The 18,505-nt window shown below is 47.8% G+C and carries 17 protein-coding genes; 3 read left to right on the forward strand and 14 right to left on the reverse strand.

Annotated features, from left to right (window positions below; translation table 11 throughout):
* Nucleotides 1-18: 18 nt before the first annotated feature.
* The 9 genes from KB186_RS16440 to KB186_RS16480 all read right to left on the reverse strand — a co-directional run bounded on the left by KB186_RS16440 (nucleotide 19) and on the right by KB186_RS16480 (nucleotide 9,579).
* Nucleotides 19-981 (reverse strand): ABC transporter ATP-binding protein, encoded by a 963-nt coding sequence (locus KB186_RS16440; RefSeq protein ID WP_173611211.1) that lies wholly within the window; start codon nucleotides 979-981, stop codon nucleotides 19-21.
* Nucleotides 978-1,967, reverse strand: a complete 990-nt coding sequence (locus tag KB186_RS16445) for an ABC transporter ATP-binding protein (RefSeq protein WP_173611137.1) — start codon at nucleotides 1,965-1,967, stop codon at nucleotides 978-980. The genes KB186_RS16440 and KB186_RS16445 overlap by 4 nt, the downstream gene beginning before the upstream one ends.
* A 37-nt stretch (nucleotides 1,968-2,004) precedes the next feature.
* Nucleotides 2,005-2,859 (reverse strand): ABC transporter permease, encoded by an 855-nt coding sequence (locus KB186_RS16450; protein ID WP_221868297.1) that lies wholly within the window; start codon nucleotides 2,857-2,859, stop codon nucleotides 2,005-2,007.
* 1 nt (nucleotide 2,860) lies between these two features.
* Nucleotides 2,861-3,796 carry a nickel ABC transporter permease gene (nikB, locus tag KB186_RS16455; protein ID WP_173611135.1) on the reverse strand — a complete coding sequence of 312 codons (936 nt, stop codon included), beginning with the start codon at nucleotides 3,794-3,796 and terminating at the stop codon, nucleotides 2,861-2,863.
* Between the two features lie 232 nt (nucleotides 3,797-4,028).
* Complete coding sequence (locus KB186_RS16460; RefSeq protein ID WP_221868296.1) at nucleotides 4,029-5,915, reverse strand: alpha/beta fold hydrolase; 1,887 nt, start codon at nucleotides 5,913-5,915, stop codon at nucleotides 4,029-4,031.
* A 59-nt stretch (nucleotides 5,916-5,974) separates the two neighbouring features.
* Entirely contained in the window at nucleotides 5,975-6,547 is a 573-nt protein-coding gene (locus KB186_RS16465) for a TetR/AcrR family transcriptional regulator (RefSeq protein ID WP_088909545.1), read from the reverse strand.
* A gap of 308 nt (nucleotides 6,548-6,855) precedes the next feature.
* Entirely contained in the window at nucleotides 6,856-7,701 is an 846-nt protein-coding gene (locus KB186_RS16470; RefSeq protein WP_173611133.1) for a DUF2785 domain-containing protein, read from the reverse strand.
* Nucleotides 7,698-8,420: an alpha/beta fold hydrolase gene (locus KB186_RS16475; RefSeq protein ID WP_232773995.1), complete on the reverse strand. Its 723-nt coding sequence runs from the start codon at nucleotides 8,418-8,420 to the stop codon at nucleotides 7,698-7,700. The genes KB186_RS16470 and KB186_RS16475 overlap by 4 nt, the downstream gene beginning before the upstream one ends.
* Nucleotides 8,401-9,579 carry a DUF4272 domain-containing protein gene (locus tag KB186_RS16480; protein ID WP_232773996.1) on the reverse strand — a complete coding sequence of 393 codons (1,179 nt, stop codon included), beginning with the start codon at nucleotides 9,577-9,579 and terminating at the stop codon, nucleotides 8,401-8,403. Before KB186_RS16480 ends, KB186_RS16475 begins: the two co-directional genes overlap by 20 nt.
* 136 nt (nucleotides 9,580-9,715) lie before the next feature.
* On the opposite strand from KB186_RS16480, the gene KB186_RS16485 reads away from it, so the two are divergent.
* The gene (locus KB186_RS16485) at nucleotides 9,716-10,819 is read left to right on the forward strand and encodes a suppressor of fused domain protein (RefSeq protein ID WP_232773997.1); all 1,104 of its coding nucleotides are present in this window, start codon (nucleotides 9,716-9,718) and stop codon (nucleotides 10,817-10,819) included.
* Nucleotides 10,820-10,991: 172 nt separating this feature from the next.
* On the opposite strand, the gene KB186_RS16490 is transcribed toward KB186_RS16485, so the two are convergent.
* From KB186_RS16490 to KB186_RS16500, 4 genes are all read right to left on the reverse strand, one after another.
* Entirely contained in the window at nucleotides 10,992-12,959 is a 1,968-nt protein-coding gene (locus KB186_RS16490) for a M6 family metalloprotease domain-containing protein (protein WP_232773998.1), read from the reverse strand.
* Between the two features lie 355 nt (nucleotides 12,960-13,314).
* Nucleotides 13,315-13,440 carry a hypothetical protein gene (locus KB186_RS28295; protein ID WP_255688830.1) on the reverse strand — a complete coding sequence of 42 codons (126 nt, stop codon included), beginning with the start codon at nucleotides 13,438-13,440 and terminating at the stop codon, nucleotides 13,315-13,317.
* Nucleotides 13,441-13,628: 188 nt separating this feature from the next.
* On the reverse strand, nucleotides 13,629-14,273 hold the full coding sequence (locus KB186_RS16495; protein ID WP_173611128.1) for a YcdB/YcdC domain-containing protein: 645 nt from the start codon (nucleotides 14,271-14,273) through the stop codon (nucleotides 13,629-13,631).
* Between the two features lie 108 nt (nucleotides 14,274-14,381).
* Nucleotides 14,382-14,762, reverse strand: coding sequence for a winged helix-turn-helix transcriptional regulator (locus KB186_RS16500; RefSeq protein ID WP_173611127.1), 381 nt, complete (start codon nucleotides 14,760-14,762; stop codon nucleotides 14,382-14,384).
* Between the two features lie 174 nt (nucleotides 14,763-14,936).
* Between KB186_RS16500 and KB186_RS16505 the strand changes: the two genes are divergently transcribed.
* Nucleotides 14,937-15,599: an NAD(P)H-dependent oxidoreductase gene (locus tag KB186_RS16505; RefSeq protein WP_173611126.1), complete on the forward strand. Its 663-nt coding sequence runs from the start codon at nucleotides 14,937-14,939 to the stop codon at nucleotides 15,597-15,599.
* Nucleotides 15,600-15,716: 117 nt separating this feature from the next.
* On the opposite strand, the gene KB186_RS16510 is transcribed toward KB186_RS16505, so the two are convergent.
* Nucleotides 15,717-16,916, reverse strand: a complete 1,200-nt coding sequence (locus tag KB186_RS16510; RefSeq protein WP_173611125.1) for a hypothetical protein — start codon at nucleotides 16,914-16,916, stop codon at nucleotides 15,717-15,719.
* Nucleotides 16,917-17,091: 175 nt separating this feature from the next.
* On the opposite strand from KB186_RS16510, the gene KB186_RS16515 reads away from it, so the two are divergent.
* Nucleotides 17,092-18,408, forward strand: a complete 1,317-nt coding sequence (locus KB186_RS16515) for an MBL fold metallo-hydrolase (RefSeq protein WP_221868289.1) — start codon at nucleotides 17,092-17,094, stop codon at nucleotides 18,406-18,408.
* Nucleotides 18,409-18,505: the final 97 nt, after the last annotated feature.

Raw genomic sequence — 18,505 nt, forward strand, 5'->3', positions numbered from 1 at the left:
TCTATCACTCCTGTTCCCTTATTTTTCATAGAGATGACACGCAACCAGTCTGCCGTCTGCTTCTGTTAATAGAGGGGCTTCTGTCTTGCACACGTCCATGCACGCCCAACAGCGCGGATGAAACTTGCAGCCCTTCGGTGGATTGGATGGAGACGGCAGATCTCCTGTTAACATGATCCGCTCTTTTTTCTCGTCAGGATCCGTGATAGGAATGGCGGAGAGAAGCGACTGTGTGTAGGGATGCATCGGACGTTGAAACAGCTCTTCTTTTTTCGCCAGCTCAATCACTTCTCCCAAGTACATCACTGCTACTCGATCGGCGATATGCTCGACGACACTCAAGTCATGCGAGATAAAAAGATACGTGAGCGAAAACTGCTCCTGCAAATCCTGAATCAAATTGAGAATTTGCGATTGGATCGATACATCGAGAGCAGACACAGGCTCGTCAGCTATGATGAGCTTTGGCCTGAGCATCAAGGCGCGAGCGATCCCGATTCTTTGCCTTTGTCCCCCGGAAAACTCATGTGCGTATCGCGACAAATGACTATTGTTCAAACCGACGATCTCTAGCGTCTCTTCGACCATGGCTGCTCGCTCGCGCTTTGGGATACCATGGGCAATCAACGGCTCTGACAAAATGTGCTGGATCGTCAGCTTTGGATTGAGCGTATCAAATGGATTTTGAAACACCATTTGCATATCACGCCGCAGCTTTTGCATGTCTGCCTTCTGTAAGCCGCGGATATTTTGACCCTCGAACACGATCTCGCCGTCTGTCGGCTCGACCAAGCGCAAAATACATCTGCCCAGTGTTGACTTGCCACAGCCTGACTCTCCTACGATCCCCAACGTTTCACCTGCGTTGACAGTTATGTTCACTCCATGGACGGCATGCACGTAACTCGGCTGCTGAAACCACCCTTTGCGGACAAGGAACTTCTTATTCAGGTTCTTCACTTGTAAAAGAGGCGTCTTCATCCATTCACCGCCGGACTTTCCCTGTTCTCTCGATACAGCCAACAACGGCACTCCGACTGTTGATCCACATCCAGCAACGGGGGATTTTTTTCTAAACAGACAGCCATCACCTTCTCGCATCGCGGAGCAAAGCGGCATCCCTGCGGATAACGATCGGGGGTCGGCACACTTCCCGCGATACTGTGCAATCTCTTCTGACCTTTGGCATTATGCGGCGTTGATTTGATCAAGCCCATGGTGTACGGATGCTTGGGGCTACGCAGCAGTGTGCGAACATCAGCCGCTTCAATGACCTGCCCCGCATACATCACCAGTACCCGGTCACATGTCTCGGCGACGACGCCCAAATCATGCGTGATCATGATGAGCGACATGCCCAACTCTTTTTGGATTGTTTTCATGACATCCAATATTTGCGCCTGGATCGTTACGTCTAGCGCCGTCGTCGGTTCGTCCGCTATCAACAGCTTTGGATGACAGGCAATCGCCATCGCAATCATCACACGCTGCCGCATCCCCCCTGACAGACGATGCGGGTACTCGTGATAAATTTCATCGGCACGTGAAATGCCTACCTGCGTCAACAGCTCGAGCACTCTTTGTCTCGATTGGACTCGGTTCATTCCCTCGTGCTTTTCCAGCCCTTCGCTCAATTGCTTGCCGATGGTCAGTACCGGATTCAATGAAGTCATCGGCTCCTGAAAAATCATGGCGATCTCTTTTCCTCTGATCTTCTGCATCTCTTTTTCGCTATAGCGCAAGAGATCGGCTCCGTCCAGTTGAATACGGCCTTCAATGCTTCCGTTTTTACTGAGCAAGCGCATCATGGATAGGGAGGCAACGCTTTTTCCACAACCTGATTCTCCGACGATCCCGACCGATTCACCTTTTTTGACCTGCAAACAAAGATTGTCCACTACTTTGAAAACCTTTTCATTTTTTGAAAACGTGGTAGTCAATCCTGTCACTTCCAACATATTTGTCACGTTACTCACTCCTTTTTCGGGAACGGAAGCTCGTCAACTATGCTTTGGGATCAAAGATATCGCGCAATGCATCCCCGAGCAGATACACCGTAAAAACGACCGCCGTAATCGCAAGACCGGGAAAAGTAGCGAGCCACCAAGCCTCTCGCAAGTAATTTTTCCCTTCATTCAGCATCGTTCCCCACTCCGGTGTAGGAGGCTGCGCACCCAAACCGATAAAGCCCAGTGCCGAGGTCCCCAAAATCGCACTGCCTATAAACATGGTCGTATAGACGATCAGCACATTGGAGATGTTCGGAATGAGCTGGCGCGTAATGATCCACCAATTCGAGCTGCCGATGGAGCGGCTTGCTTCCACATAGCCGGATTGCTTGATCGAGAGTGCCGCACCACGGATCAGAATCGAAAAGGCCGGAATCGATGATATTCCAATCGCGATCATCGCATTTTCCTGACTCGGTCCGAGTACAGCTACAATGGCGAGAGCCAGTACAATGCCGGGCAACGCCAGCATGATATCCATGATTCTCATGATCAGATTGTCGACGATTCCTCCGAGGTAAGCACATGTCACACCAATCAGCGTTCCTGCTACAAACGTCATGACAGACGCCAGCACAGCTACGGTCAGCGTCACTCTAGTTCCGTACAGCATCCGGGATAAAATATCGCGGCCAATCGCATCTGTCCCTAGCCAAAAGTCTTTCGACGGGCCTTGCATAAACGCTTCGTAGTACGCTTTCGTAGGGTCATGCGGAGCAATCCACGGCCCGATGATTCCCAGCAAAACAATGCAGAGCATCATCAGGAAGCTGTATTTCGCTTTCTTTTGCTGCATGATCTTCTCCCATAATTCCAAACGAGGCATAGACCATTGTCTGCTCCAGAACATGCTACACCCCCTCCTTCGCGGCATAGTCAATGCGGGGATCGAGAAGCGCGTACAGGACATCAATTAAAATGACAACGAGGACATACACAGCTCCGATAAACAGCGTCGTTCCTTGAATCATCGGAAAATCCCGCGAGCTAATCGCTTGAATCGCCAAAGTCCCCACTCCCGGCCAGCCAAAAACCTGCTCGATAATCACAGCCCCGCCAAGCAAGCCAGCCAGTTCCAGACCAATGACAGCCACAATTGGAATCATCACATTGCGAAAAGCGTGCCGTAGCAGCACAACTCGTTCATTCATCCCTTTGGCACGTGCTGTTCGGATATAGTCATTGGACAAAACCTCTACCATACCAGCACGAGTGAGTCGGCTGAGTGCCGTCGCCAGCAATGTCCCCAAGGTAAACGCTGGAAGAACCATGTCTTTTAGCCCCGTCCCTCCCGCTATCGGAAACCAGCCCAAATGAACGGAGAATACAAGTATGACGAGTAAACCCAACCAAAAGCCGGGTATAGACATCCCAAAGGTGGAAAAGGTCATAATCGCTCCGTCGATGGGTGTATCCTTGTATTTCGCCGCTAGGACACCCAACCCGATACCGATCACAACTGCTACTACAAGGCTGGCTACTGCCATTTTTGCTGTCGCGGGAAAACGATCCGCAATTTCTGTGCTGACAGGTCGGCCCGTTTTCAGGGAAGTACCGAGATCCCCTTTTAAAACGCCGGAAGCATAGTCGAGATACTGAACGACTAATGGTTTGTTCAAGCCCAGCTCTCCGCGAAGCGACTCGATTTGTTCGACAGTCGCCCGCTGCCCCAGCATGATCCGCACAGGGTCACCAGGGATGAGATGAATGAGCAGAAACGTAAAAACGGAGAGTCCAAACAGGACAATGATGCCCGACAATAGGCGCTTCACGATGTACTGCTTCATGAGGTCTTCACCCAGATGTAAGAAACGGTATGAACTTGCTTCTTCTTGTTGTGTTCCTGCACTTTGCTCTCCTCCCTCTTTCTCCACTAACGACACTTGTCGTTATAGTGTCGTTATTAGTTAAAAATAGTCTATTCCAAATTTACAGAAAGTTCAACTCGTTTTTTTCTTACTTCATTCAAAAAGAGCATGGTCCCTTTCTACCATGCCCTTCTGAAGAATCGTTCCGTCCTCATTCCTTGCCGTGCCTCATCTGTAGCAATACGTTTGCCGTTAGCTGTGGATGGCTGAGCGGAAAATGATGCGCGACGGAGAGCCTTTCGATCTCTACATTTGCTCCCCTGAATGCACCCTCTGTTCCTTTTGTCATCTGATACGTTTTATCCTGTGTCCCCCATACGATCTGGACTGGAAAAGGGAGAGGCTGTGTCGCTACCGCCATTTGCCGGAATTCGTTCATAAAGTAGCGCAGCACGTCTGTATGCGTCTTGCTGATGCGCGGGGATTGCAGGAGCTTCCCTGCCTTTTCTACATAGCCTTTTGGCATTTCATACGTAGACTGAAATACCCCTTGCTCAAGCATTGCTTTTTCCAATTTGGCTGACGTTAACTGCTTTTGCAAAAAAAGCTGAAGGAGGGCTGGACTCTTCCCCAATCCCGCCTGCAGCCGAGAATACTTCGGGGCATGCAGGGGTGGCTGCAAAAGGTATAGCTTCTCGATTTTTTCCGGTACTCGCTTTGCTGCCTCCCATGCCAAAAACCCGCCAAATGAATGTCCTGCAAGATGAACCGGAGATGGCAGCTGTCGCAATGCCTCGGCCACTGCCTCGATAAAGCCCTCGATCGGTTTTTCGTGATGGTGATAGGGCGATCTGCCAAATCCGGGCAAATCCAGTAACCATACTTCCTGTTCACCCAGCTGTTCAGCGAGCGGGAGTAAATCGCTCATCTCACTGAAAAGCCCGTGCACGAGCAGCCACGGAGTACCCGAGCCTTCTTTCTTGTACGCGGCCATGCCTGCGATTTGCTCTCGGTGAAAGTGAGGAGGTACTTTCTGATCCTTGACCGACAAACGGTAGTCGAGATCGGCAATCACACTGGGAAGATACGCCGCTACGTCGTATGCATCGATGCTTTTTTTCGCTTTCATTTGCTGAAAGGGAGCGAGCGGGAAGTCTTTCTTTACGAGAAAATCCATCGAATTGGCAGGTACCCCGAGCAAGCGGCTGCCGCCGTTATGGAGAATTTTTTTCAAGACCGATACCGGGAAAGGAATGGTTGGTGGCTTCATCCGTAATTCTTTAGCCATCAACGAAATCAGCTCTGAAAAAGCTGGCGTGGCACTCCGCTCATTTAAGGCGTAATACGTTTGATGCTCGATGTGATTTGTCTCTACAATCCCCACAATGACCTGGGCAAAATCGTCGACGGAAAGCAAGGGCAGCCACCACTCCTTACCACCGGGAAGAACAGGGATCTTACCACGCCGCATGGAGCTGATCACGAGCCCGAATCCATCTGTTTGTTCTGTGTTCCCGGTGCTTCGCGGGCCTATGATCGTACACGGATTTACCACGACCAGCGGCATTCCTTTTTGATACGCCTCTTGTCTGAGGTATAGATCTGCCAGAAACTTGTATTTCTCGTAGCCCCCTGCCTCTCGATAAAAATCGGTTGGCGCAAAAACATCTGTCGCCAGCTTTCCACTCTCATCGTCAAACGGACTCATGTAGCCAACGATATGAATCAGCTTTTGTAGACGCTGTTGTTTATGCAATTCGTTCGCTAGTGCTGCAAGGTGACTTGCTCCTTGTAAAATCAATTCCCTCGCCACCGTTTCATCCAGCGAAATATCCATCGGGGCACCTGCATGGATGATAATAGTTGCGCGCAATACCTGCTCGTAATCGCTCGCTGATAATCCCAAGCCCTCCTTTCGCAAATCACCCCTCACGGCCTTGCAATTAGACCTCTCTGTAGGTGTCATCTGCATCAGCAATTCATCCCACTTCTCGGGCGAACGAACCAGCGCCAGTACGGTATGACCGGACCGGGCCAGCTGCTTTGTTACCTCCTTGCCGATAAATCCAGTCGCACCTGTTACAAAAACGACAGCCATTGTTTCTGCCTCCTTTATATTTATAGAACTAGTCAGTACTAATTCACTTCAAAAAAATCCTACACTTGAATCAAGTGTAGAAGTGTCTGACCTGCGCCTACGAGTACCTGTGCATGACCCTGCGATTCAGCCATGAGCATCGCTCCCTCCATAATGGTCACGAACAAGACTGCCGTTTGCTGAATCGAGATATTTTCCTTGAATTCTCCACGGGCGATTCCCTCCACGAGCAGCTTTTCCGCTAGGTTCTGCCATTCGATCAGGAACTCGTTGATTCGCGCTTTGACCTCTGGTATTTGTGCCGACAGCAAGGAAAGGATAGGACAGCCTCCTACACAGGAGCGGCCCTCCAGTTCTTCTGCGATGGTGGTAAAAATCAGCCCTACTCGTGCGGAAACAGACAGGTCTGTCCGTTGCAAGATGGCTTCCAGTGCTCCTCTCAGGACGTTGATTCTGTAGCCGAGTACAGCTACGACGAGCTCCTCCTTGCTTTTGAAGTGGTAGTAAATGTTGGACTTGGAGACTTTGCTCTGTGCTACGACGTCATCCATGCTGGTATTCATGAGTCCTTTTTGCAAAAACAAATTGGATGCAGTGGCGATAACATGGTCACGGTTTGAGGTTCGTTTCATAATTAGTACTATATAGTACTAGTAAGGGATTGTCAATCAGTGGAGGAGAAGAAAAAGCGCAGTTCTCTTCGACTCTGACACGCCGGCAAGGAAGATTGACTGTCCGTCTCCACTTCAAAAAGGGGACCGTCGAGCCAAAGCCACCCTACGGGCGGAAGGTTCTCGAAGAAGAAGTGTTCGACAAGCGCGGTCCCCTTTTTGAAGTTCCGACTGGGTAGGCAGCTTTGTTGGTTCAATCGCTACCTTTTAAAACCTCGTATAAAAAAGAAAAGGTTGATGCCGTCTAATACGGTATCAACCTTCATTCATTAACTGATCGCAAACCTGTTACATTTCGTTACGGCAGCAAGCATGGCAATCACCAGCTCGTTTTCACGGCTATCTCTTGCCCTTCTGAAATAGAGACAGCGCAAAAAGTTCTTGCTGTTCACCCGAGCGATAACTTGAGTACGACTTTTTGGCAGCTCGGCACAGCTTGCTAGACTATTGATCCAGTCAATGAGTTCCTGTTCTGGAAGCAAGTCTTTCTCCATCATCGTATCTACGATGCTCGCGAGACGTTCGTCCTCTTCGTCATTGAAAATGTGCTTTCCGTTATGCAGCACGCCCTGGATCGCTTGAAGAACGTCTCGCTGTACGGCTTCATCGCTCTCTGGGCACTGCACCAGCTCTACGAATACGTCTGCACCGTGCGCAGTACTGTGAGCCCAGCCTCCCTCGGACAAATAGCCACGCAAATCCTGTTCCTCTTCAAAATAGCGGAGCATAGCATTTTTGACGTGCTGGAAATCGGCAAGCTCCATAAATGGCTTCTGCCTGTGACGGCGTAAAATCAAGGCAATCGGCAATGCAGAGAATGTCCTCGTAAATACAGATGGATCACCCTCGCTGCCGATCTGATAGAACAAATGCTTTTCGTCGGTCAGCTCTCGCAGGAGGCTGCGCAATTGCGCCTCTGTTAGCTTGTCTTCATCGAGAATCCAATAATAAAATGCCGGGTAGATGAGATTATCCCGCAATTCCGGGTCAGGGTCCCCAATGTATTGCAACAATCGTCCGACGAAATCCTCCAGTTGTTCCCCTTCACGCAGCTGGTATTGTTCCTGTTCCAATCTTTGCAGATCCAGCACAAGCTGGGTTCTTGTATCGGTCATGTGTTCATCCCCCTTACCATAATCAAAATTTCCTCAATCACCATTTCCGGTTCATCGTGATGAATATAGTGCCCGCTGCGAGTAGCTATTCTTTGCTTGCTTGAAGTTGTAGTGAAATTGGCCTGCAGACGTTGATCGATTGCTAAGATTTCCTCGTTCGGCCATTCCTCGTCCCACACGTCCGGTAAGCCTCTCGTAATAATCGTGACAGGTATGTCGCTTTGCCGAAAATAGTCAACAATCTCTTGATAGCTCCGTATTTTATCGATCTTCTCGCTGTTTCGCATCGGATTCTCGTAATAGTCTCGATTGGCTGCGATCAGGTTGTCAGGTAAAACCTTTTCATAGGCGAGCTCCTTATATTCAGGAGCAGCGTCCACCAAAACCAGCCCCGAAACAAGCTGCGGATACAGGCTCGCAAACAATCTGGCAACCAAACCGCCAAAAGAATGTCCGACCAAAATACAAGGCGTCTCCACCTTTATCTCTTGCAGCAAGTCATACAGCTCCTCGACCAGATCACGGCATGTCCGGGATACGACTTCTGGCGCTGGACTCCTGCCAATCCCCGCCCGATCATAGGATAAGGTAGACGCTTCCTGCGAGATGCGGTCTTGAACGATCTTCCATGTCTCACCGCTATCGCCCATTCCTGCTAGGAAGATCACACTAGGTGTCCCACATTTTCGCGAATACAGCCTATGTATCCATCGAGACATGATCCCAGTCGTCCTCCATGTAACGAACCAGCCAATTCAATGCTCTGTGTCTTTCCACAACTACTTCGTCATTCAAACCGCCTGCAACCACACGATTGTTGATACGCGCATCCACACATGCCCAGTCATAGCGGTAGATTAAATCTGCCTGGTCGAGAATCTCTTGCTTGCTCCTCACAACCGCATTGCTGTAGAAGGTGTCATAGTCACCTGCGCTTCTGAGAGCGTCAATCGCCGTATTCACATCACAAATCTCATCCGGGAAATGGAGCTCGTCCACATAGCCGAGTGCCCACAGCAGTACCCAGTAGCATTCGTACATCCAAATCATCTGAATCATATCGGTTCGGTCTGGCTGTGGATCATTCAAGAAGTCTCTCTCTTTTTCCGTAAAGAATTCAGCAGCGCCAAACTGCTCAATAATGCCCTCGATGAACTCCCGCTCTTCCTTGAGTTGTCCGTTTTCGGCAATCCCGCCGGCATATACCGCAATCAAGCACAGGGCAATCGCTCGCTGAACAATCTCATCCTTGCTCCTGATGACAGCGTCCTCATCCCCTACGATGACAGGAAGATGCGGGATGTACGGAATGCCTTGCTCCTGCAATAGCTTGATGCTCCGCTCCTTGCGAGCTTCTCCTGACTGGGAGGGCTGAATATGTCCATCGATCAGGTCTACACTGACCGTCACCAGAAAATCGTCTACTTCGGATTCTCCTGCTGTATTGAGAATCAGCCTTCCTTGTTTATCGAGCATATCTCCGGTAGGGAGAAAGACGATCCCATGTACTTCTTCGGCAATCGCCATAATGGACGCAAACGTCTTCTGATCGATTTCCTTGCTCGCCACGATTCCTACCGCCACATTAAGCGCTGTGATTTGGTACAACAGCTTTTGCTGGACCTTCTCGTGGGTTGTTTCAATCTGTGCGAAGTAGCCGTACATCCCTTTTTTCATCTGGAGAAACTCTTCTTGGTCATCGTCCTCGCGCATAAGATTGAAAGTAATCTTGCTCTTGCTAAACCATTTTTTATCGGTCACGGTCACGGCCCGCTCGTCTGCGGATACCTCTACCAATTGATCACGAAAAGCCTCGACAATGGCATCGACAACTTTCTCGCATTGTTGGATGGAGACATAGATGGTGCATTGATTCATCTGGCAACCTCCTTTGCTGGGCAAACATTTCTAAAGTGCTGAATTTTGTAATCAATAGTCAATTATGGTATCCTAACCCTGTTTAATCAAGCACAAATCTTTTTAGTTATCGGCAAATCTATCACGACGATTGAAGGTGAAACCTTTGAAAAACATCCTATTAGAGGAGTTTTCCCCCATTTGTCCGATTCAAGCTATTGTGGAAGAGGATGAGAACGGCGTCTTTTTTTATTTGTGGGATTATCCCGGTGAGGAGCATGCCAGCATTCGCTCTTGTTGGGTAAGAAATTACGGACCTGCACCGGACTCGATCGATTTCGCTGCCATGGAGGATGGTCAAGCTCCCATGCTTCCACGCGATTGCTGCGCTCATCCGGATGGAGCAGACAGACTGGACCCGGAGCAGCTCTCAATCGTTTGGCTGGAGGAAGGCGATGCAGCGGCACTTTTGTATGAGGATGAGGTGCTGTGTGTAATTCCCGGTTGGGCTGGTCCTTCCCCGGACGGCTCGCACTATCCTTCGTATGCGCGAGATTGCACCGGAGAATCTGATTTATGCTTTCCGCTGGGAACACCAGAAACGAACGCCATGTTTGCCCGCATCGAGGCTGCCCAGCATTTTTGGGCGAGCTGGGATGGCAACCCTTGGCCTGACATCCAGCACCAGTTCATGGACGCGATTACCTCGACTCTTGGCCCAATTAAACAGTATTACGGCATCGACGGCGGACACTGGCCCCCGAAAGCATTGGTGACCATCGAAAAAGGCGACGTTACCTATGCGATGACCCTCGGCGTATCTATTTTGCGTCAGCCAAAAGTCGAGCAGTATACAGAAGAAACGGAGCAGTTGCGACGATTCGAGCTGGCCTTTGCCTGCGAAACCAAATGGCTCGCCCAAAACGAACAACAATTGCTGGCCTACATCAGCGGCCAAACCTCTCTGCCGTGGTCGTATATGACCTTCCTCGCACAAGGTCACACCATTCCATGCCAGGAAATCAGTCAGATTAATAGCCACTTCTCCTCTATGCTGCTGGCAAAACCTGAGGATGCACCGACCATTCCGTTTCCGCTCATGGCTGGCGATTCTGTAAATCTGTTATGGATGATTCCGATTACCGCAGAGGAACAGCAGTATGCAGAAATGCATGGGTCTGAACAATTGCTTCAGCACTCTGCGGGAGATGGTGCAAGTTGGATTTTTAACGGGGTAGCGAAGTTTATGAAGGAAGCATGAAGTTTGAAAACAGTTTCTGCGGAATACATTCTGCGGGGACTGTTTTTTGTTGTCTCGACACTGTGGATTGGTATCGAATAAAAAGGTTATCAAATGCCGAATGAAACTTTCAGCAGATGATAACCTTTTTGGGTAGCGTATCCCTGATTGCGATAGCTACCCTCACAATACATTATTGCCCAAATACATTGAGTTCAGCAGCACTTGTCCATGGGTTATTGTTTACCTCGCTTAAGGCACGCAGTTTAATGTAGCGACCTGTCTTGGCTGCAAAGCTGACTTCTTTCAACGTGGTATCATTTGCAAAGGTACCTGTGGCTACAGCTGTTCCCCAATTCACTCCATCACTGCTGACGTAGAACTCATAGTTCTTGATCGTTCCGTTCACTTGACCATCTTGTCTGGGCATGTAACTAAATTTGGAAATGCTATACGTTGCACCCAAGTCAATTTGAATCTCGTGGGGCATTGGAGCTACAGGGCTCCATTTCGTGTGCCAAAACGTGCTGTTGTTTCCATCAAAGGCTTTCGGAGCTTCATTGTACAATTCATCGCTGTCTACGTATTTTAGCGTCCAATTCGTTTTCGGAATCTGACCGGCTTCTCCTGCTGTGACTGCCACATTCATGGCAGAATTACTTGTGCTTGTCGTCGTAATCGTTACTCCCGATTTTTCTCCCGTGTAGGTATTGCTGTTCGGATTGGTGTCTGGACTAAAAGTAGCAGCATGATTATTATTCGTGTAATAGAATGGGTCTTGGTATTCACTCACGGATTGCTCTATGTCAATGAAAGGATGAGGATCATTCGTGTTATTACTCATGGATTCATCAATGTGCCAAACCGCGATGCCTCCAGAAACTGTTTGCAAGCTAGCATCATATCCAACTTTTTCGCGATTCTCAACTAAAAAATACGTATTATCCTTTAAAGGAACCTTTAAAACATTATAATTATTCGGGATGGCTTGTAACGTAAAATTGTTTGTGGCATTTACTACAGTTGGTGTTACAAATCCTAATTTTGCTTTTGACCAGGCATCCATATGAGTGGGTGTCGTTCCAGGTTCTTCTCCTTGGAGATTATTCCAGGTTCCATTTGCCATTATACTTAGACCACCCACATGATTATTAGCACCATAGAGATCCGGAAGGCCCAAGGAATGACCCAATTCATGAGCAGTGATACCCATCGTTGCCATATGACCAAATTGCTTTTCACCCTGCGTCGTATACATACCTGATACTGTAACACCATCATGATTGGTGTTGGGAGCATACCACTGATGTGCCCAAATATTTGGCACTGCACCACCACTAGCCTCTTCATTACCAGCAAGAACAGTTACAATGTAGAAGCTATCTTTAGAGTCGATGACTTGATCATTATTGGTATCAAAACTAGCAAAGTTCACCACAGGATCCGCTTTATCCAGTGCATCTGTTATAACCGTCCTAATGTCTTTTCCCGATGTATCCGGATGAGCGTAATCTAATCTTACTTTCACAACTCCATCATTTTGCGTACCATATATTTCGGATGCTGGGGTGATCTGTGCTTTTCCATTACTCACTTCATTATAGTAATTCTTTACCGACTTTTGATTTGCAGAAAAGAATTTGTTGCTCCAATCGTTATCGTTATAGGCGATATCAACATCTGTAAATCCAATTAACAAAACAAGCAATTTTTGGGTTCCTGAAACTGGCGTGATACTTCCGTCAATATTTTTTTCTGGCGATCCCGAAAATTCTTGTTGAAGCTCATTCATGAACTCCTGTTTTTTAGTTGCTTGAGGGTCGTACTCATTTATCCATTCCATCAAATTTTTCTCATTTACCGCTTCTGAAGGCTTTTCGTCAATTTTATATTTTATCCCCGTCGATTGCAGATCATCTGATGTGAGTTCAGCGTAATTCCAATATCCCTCCTGATCTTGTAAAAGTACATCACCATCCTTTGTACTTGCCCAATGGAACCATTCATCCCCATGCATCACGGCTTGAAACGATTCACCAGAGGGTTGCTTCATTTTGACAACTCCATCGTATGCGGGTGCGGCAAAAACATCCGTTTGAAAGTACAAAACACAAATCAAAGAAAAAACAGACGTGAACAGGCCTTTAAAACTTCTTTGCATAAATGTTCCTCCCGATTTAGAAGTTGTTATCCTGCTGGAATGGTTTCCTCTATAGGTTCATGAAGATCGCCCCCCCTTTTTAATGGCATGCTGAATATTCCGTCGATAAATGGACCTGATTCATACGTAGAATGAATCGACAGATCATCTATACAGAACTACCAGAATGCCCTTACCTACATTATTGGGAATTTTTGGTAACATGTTAACTTTTTCTATAAATCGGGGATTTTTTTTTATCATTAACTAATAAACGCCCCCGTTCGGGACTTTCACCCTAGAGACGACGCCCATGCTAGGCGCACTAAAAAAGCCGATATTGCTCCGAGAGCAAATCGGCTGTTAGTTATGTCATTTATTGGCGGGACACTTTGACGAGCTTCCCTGTCGAAGCATCGATAAAGCTATAGCCATTCTTCCATTTGCGTTGATAGACTAGTTGCGGTTCGGGAGCTCTTTGACCATCATACTGCTCCCACACGTAGACCAGCCCCAGGTCAATTTGTTTGACCTTACCAATGGTAAGACGGAGGGAAATTATTTACGTTACATATTATTCCATTTTTTCATATAATCCCTTAGCTCTTGGGTAAATACGGATTGCTATTTTACTTCCCCCGAGCCACTAAAAACCCCGCCCCTCTTGATGAGAAGCGGGATCACCTATGCTTATTTGAATTCCTTTCCTGTTACTGCATCCAGCCTAAAGCCAGAAATCGTGTCCACCGTATAAACCAGAAGCGGCTTTTGTTGCGGCTTCCCATCTGCTATCGGTAGCACATACCCCAATTCAACCGGATGGCTCTGCAAAAATTGCTTGGCTGCTTCTTTCCTCGATATGACTGTATCCAATTCCGGGAAGGATTCAGTCGGACTCGTGAAATAGTCCATGAAATTGACGATCTCCCCAGTTTGCCCATCCACATTGACGAGGTATTGCTGATCAGCAACAATCACCCCATTATGAAGGACGTAAAAGGTGAAGCTGTACGCCGTTGCAGAAGGCATCGACATCTCGGTTTCGTCGGTCTTCAACTCCTTCACACGGCTGTCCAGATAAGGCTGCAAAAACTGAACGGCTTTTTCCTTGGCCTCCTCATAGCTAAGCTGAGCATTTACTGGATTGTTCTGATGCTGTGTAGATCTGGCCGTCTCTGTACCACGACGCACCTGAAAACCTGTAATTACCCCGTTGTTTGAGTAGTGATTGTCCGCAGCTTGTACGGTCATCTTCGGGTGTTGTAGCCATAACGGAGTTGTCGCCAACAGGCTTGCCATTAATAACGTGCTTGCCAATTTCTTTGTATGTTTCACAATTGTTCCCTCCCAAGGAATTTTGTGTTTGTTTTTTGTCCTATGTAATAGTCGGAAAAACCACCGGGAGGTTACAAATAAAAAAACCACCCTTTCAGGTGGCGATTTTCATGACCCGTGAGCAGTAGATAGAGACTCATCTGGTGCCTCTGTATGAAAATGTTCTCCCCATTCTCGCAAATACTCAATGACAGGCCCCAAGCCTTGGCCCAGCTCGGTCAACTCGTACTCTACTTTTGGCGGAACGACCGGATACACTTCACGCTTGACGATCCCTGCTTCCTCCAACTCTCGCAATTGCTCTGCCAGCATTTTATGATTCACACCAATTATATTTTTCTTTAACTCTCCGTACCTTTTTTTCCCTTTGAACAGCTGACAAATGATTGATACCTTCCATCTTCCCGCAAAAACCGAGACGGCAAGCTCGATCGGGCAAGGATATTCCTTGCCATTTAATAGGTACCTCATCGCTGGTTTCTTCTTCATCCCACTCACTTCCCTTTTCGTAAGTATTAACCGAAAAAGTGCGTACTTACTTTTCTTTAGTGTATTCGGTATGCTCAGTTTTGTAAAACACTTTTAAGGGAGAGACCTCGTTGAGGAAATCACCCATTTTCTATCAACGGTTTCATAAACTTATGCGAAAGAAGGACTGACATCATGCGTAAAGATCAAATTATAGAAGCTTATCAATTCAGACATGCCTGCAAGGAGTTTGATGCAGCTAAAAAAATTACGGCTGAAGACTTTGACTTTATTATGGAGACAGCTCGCCTGTCGCCCAGCTCCTTTGGTTTTGAACCATGGAACTTCCTCGTGCTGCAAGATCCGACTCTTAGAGAGAAGCTGTTACCGGTAACATGGGGTGCGCAAAAGCAACTGCCGACCGCAAGCCATTTCGTCATCGTACTGGCGCGGACCAAACAAGAAATGGCCGCGGATTCCGAATATATCCAGCATATGATGAAAGACACGCAGGACTTGCCGGAAAACGTCGTACAACAAAAAGGCGCTGCTTACGATCACTTCCTGAAAAACGATTTCACCCTGTTTGAAGACGAGCGAGTCATGTTCGAATGGGCATCCAGACAGACCTACATCGCGCTTGGCAATATGATGACGTCTGCTGCGATGATCGGCATTGATTCCTGCCCTATTGAAGGCTTTGCAAAAGAAAAGGTCGAGGATATCCTTGCGGCGGAGGGGCTCCTCGACAGAGAGCGCTTCGGCGTCGCTTGCATGGTGGCTTTTGGCTACCGGAAAAATGAACCTCGTGTGAAAACCCGACAAGCGAAAGAAGAGATTATTCGTTTTATCGGGTAAAATTCAGGATTGGTTACACGTAAAAAGCATTCGTATTCCGAATGCTTTTTGGCGTTCATCTTGACAAAAAAAGTAGTCGCCCGCAAAAGCAAGCGACTCTCTTCCCTACCGATTTCCTTACTTATCCGTATACTGAAAACCTACGATGCGCCCTGCTTCATCCACGGAGATCGTGATTCCCTTACCTGTGGCTGGACGGAACGTCACGTCTGCTGTCACAAAGCTATAGTCATAGTCTTCAAAACTGACACCGCCACCGCCCCGCTGCACCTTTGCCTCTACTTTATACTGGCTTGCTTGATCGCCCACCAGCTGTTTCAGGAAAGCGGCTGCTTTCTCTTTTGCCACCTTCTCGGCAGGGAGCTTTTTCGAAACCCAATCTGGATTTTGGATCATGACTTTGCCCAATTCGTTTGTACGGGCATCCATGATAACGTAAGCTTCTGCGCGAGGGGTCGGACTGTACACTCGTTTTTGTGCTTCAAGCATTTTCAAGAGTTGCCAGTTACCTTCGATGCCGTAATCATCATAATCGGAAAACTGTGCCGTGTCCGGGAAAAGCTTCGTCACCTCGGCTACTCCCTTTTCCACCTCAGGGGAAAACTTGCTCTGCTCCACACCTGCTGGAATGCTCACTTCGAATGTTTTCTCATCAAAAACGGGTTGGAAATCCACCTTGTCTACGGTGTACGAAAATGCTTGTGCTTGATTGTGAGAGAAGGTGCGTTTGAGAAGCAGCCCTGTTTCTTTGTCGATCCACAGGTCATCCTGGTAATGATGAGGCTTGCCAATGATTTTCGCCTCTTCTTTTTTCGCGACGTGATACACAGCTCGATTCAACAGTTGTGCTTCCTTCACGGTGATCGCTACCTTCGAATCTGGCAGCGCCACTTTCAATCGACTTAGCTCTCGCTTCGTCCTGTTGATTTCATTATCGTATGTGCCAATCGTTGCGGAGTGGATAAATCCTCTGCCGCCTTCTTGATACGCTGCCACCTGTCCCGCCTTCCCTACGGCATGCTGAACCCTTTTCCCATCTGAGATTTCCTCTCTCCATTCTCCTTTGATCGTGTTATCCCATGTTTTTGCCTTTTGGGTCTGGGTGCCCTGCTTCACTTTCGATGTGTGCGTGGATTCGATGTACATGGAGACAGGCTGTTTTTTATCCATTTCTTTGACGAGCTGATCAAAAGTGATCGCTTGTGCTTTATTAGCAGCGGCTACCATGTTGGTTTGTGCCTGTGCGATCCCGAATGGGGATACTGCTGAGAGAAGGAGTGCTACCATGCTAACGGTAACAAGTGCTTGCTTTTTCATGTCAGTTCATCCTTTCGACTCGTTGATTGCTGTTCACTTGTTACGATCCTCCTCATGCACAGCTTGTGACACATCCCCCAGAAAAAATATATTTTTCAAATTCCTGTAACGTTTTCCTCCCCGGCAGGATCATCCCTTTTAGCAAATCGCTAGTATACATAGGGAGACAAACCACATGAAATTTCAAATGATCAACCACGCTTCGTTTCTATGGGAACACGATTCCATCAAATTATTGACCGATCCTTGGTTTACGGGAACTGCCTTTGATAACGGCTGGGGCTTATTAGCCAAAACCCGCTTCACATCTGAGGATTTTGCCGAGATTACGCATATATGGTTTTCTCATGAGCATCCAGATCATTTTCATCCACAGAGCCTGCGAACCATACCCGAGGAGTATCGCAAGCGAATTACGATCCTCTACCAGCAGTCAACCGATAAAAAAGTGATCGATTGGTGCCGTGCCTTTGGCTTTCAGCAAGTCATTGAGCTCTCCCCGGACAAATGGTACTCCTTGTCCGACGATATCTCTGTTTTATGTCGGCCGTTTCCTGTCGGCGATTCCTGGCTGTGCATCAAGACAGCTGATATGACAATCCTGAACCTGAACGATTGCGAGGTCAGCACCACACAAGAAGCCAAGGATATCCTGAACCGTGTTGGTGACATCGATCTAGTATGGACGCAATTCTCGTATGCGGGATGGGCTGGGAACAAGGAAGACTTCCTGCTCCGCAAAAAACGTGCTATGGAAAAGCTCGCCCGGGTGAAAAAACAGGTGGAAGTCCTTCAACCTCTCTACGTGATTCCCTTCGCCAGCTTCGCCTGGTTTTGTCACGACGAAAACTATTACATGAATGATGCGATCAATAAAGTAGACAGTGTGTACCGCCTATTGCGGGAGGAAACGGATGCCGAACCAATTATTTTGTACCCCGGGGATACGTGGACGCCACATGAAGCGCATGATCCTGCGAAGTCGCTCGCCCTCTACGCACGCGACTATGAGAAGATGGCTTCCTCTCCTCCTCTTCTTTCTTCGGTTAAAATCGAATGGGACATGCTACTCGAGGCAGGCTTGGACTTCAAGGAACAGATTCGAAAAAATAATCATTCGCTGTTTCTCTCTATCGTTAGGCCCGTTACCTTTTATTTGTCAGACTATCAAAAGACATTTCGCTTTTCCCTAGCAGATGGGTTGATCGAATCCCCATGCGATCCACTCGATTGTGATGTGGAGCTGTCATCTGAGGCTCTACATTATTGCTTCACCCATTTGTGGGGATGGAGTACGCTACGCATCAATGGCAGACTGCAAGCGCCAAAAGGTCGGAATGCCCGTTTCAAGCGCTTTGTCATGCTCGGTCATGTTGCACAGCTAAACAATTTCGGAATTTATATGGGGTGGAACGGGGCATTTTTGCGTTTTGCGTTAAATTATTTGAGAGAGAAGGTTCGCAACCGTTATATTACGACAAAAAATATATGAAAATAGGTAATTTTACTCATTTTACTACAGTTTAAATAGGTGTATTTTATCCTAGTTCCCTTGGGTATGTAAGAGAGGGTGGTATTATTCGAATATT

The organism is Brevibacillus sp. AF8 (assembly GCF_021270385.1).
Lineage (GTDB): Bacteria > Bacillota > Bacilli > Brevibacillales > Brevibacillaceae > Brevibacillus.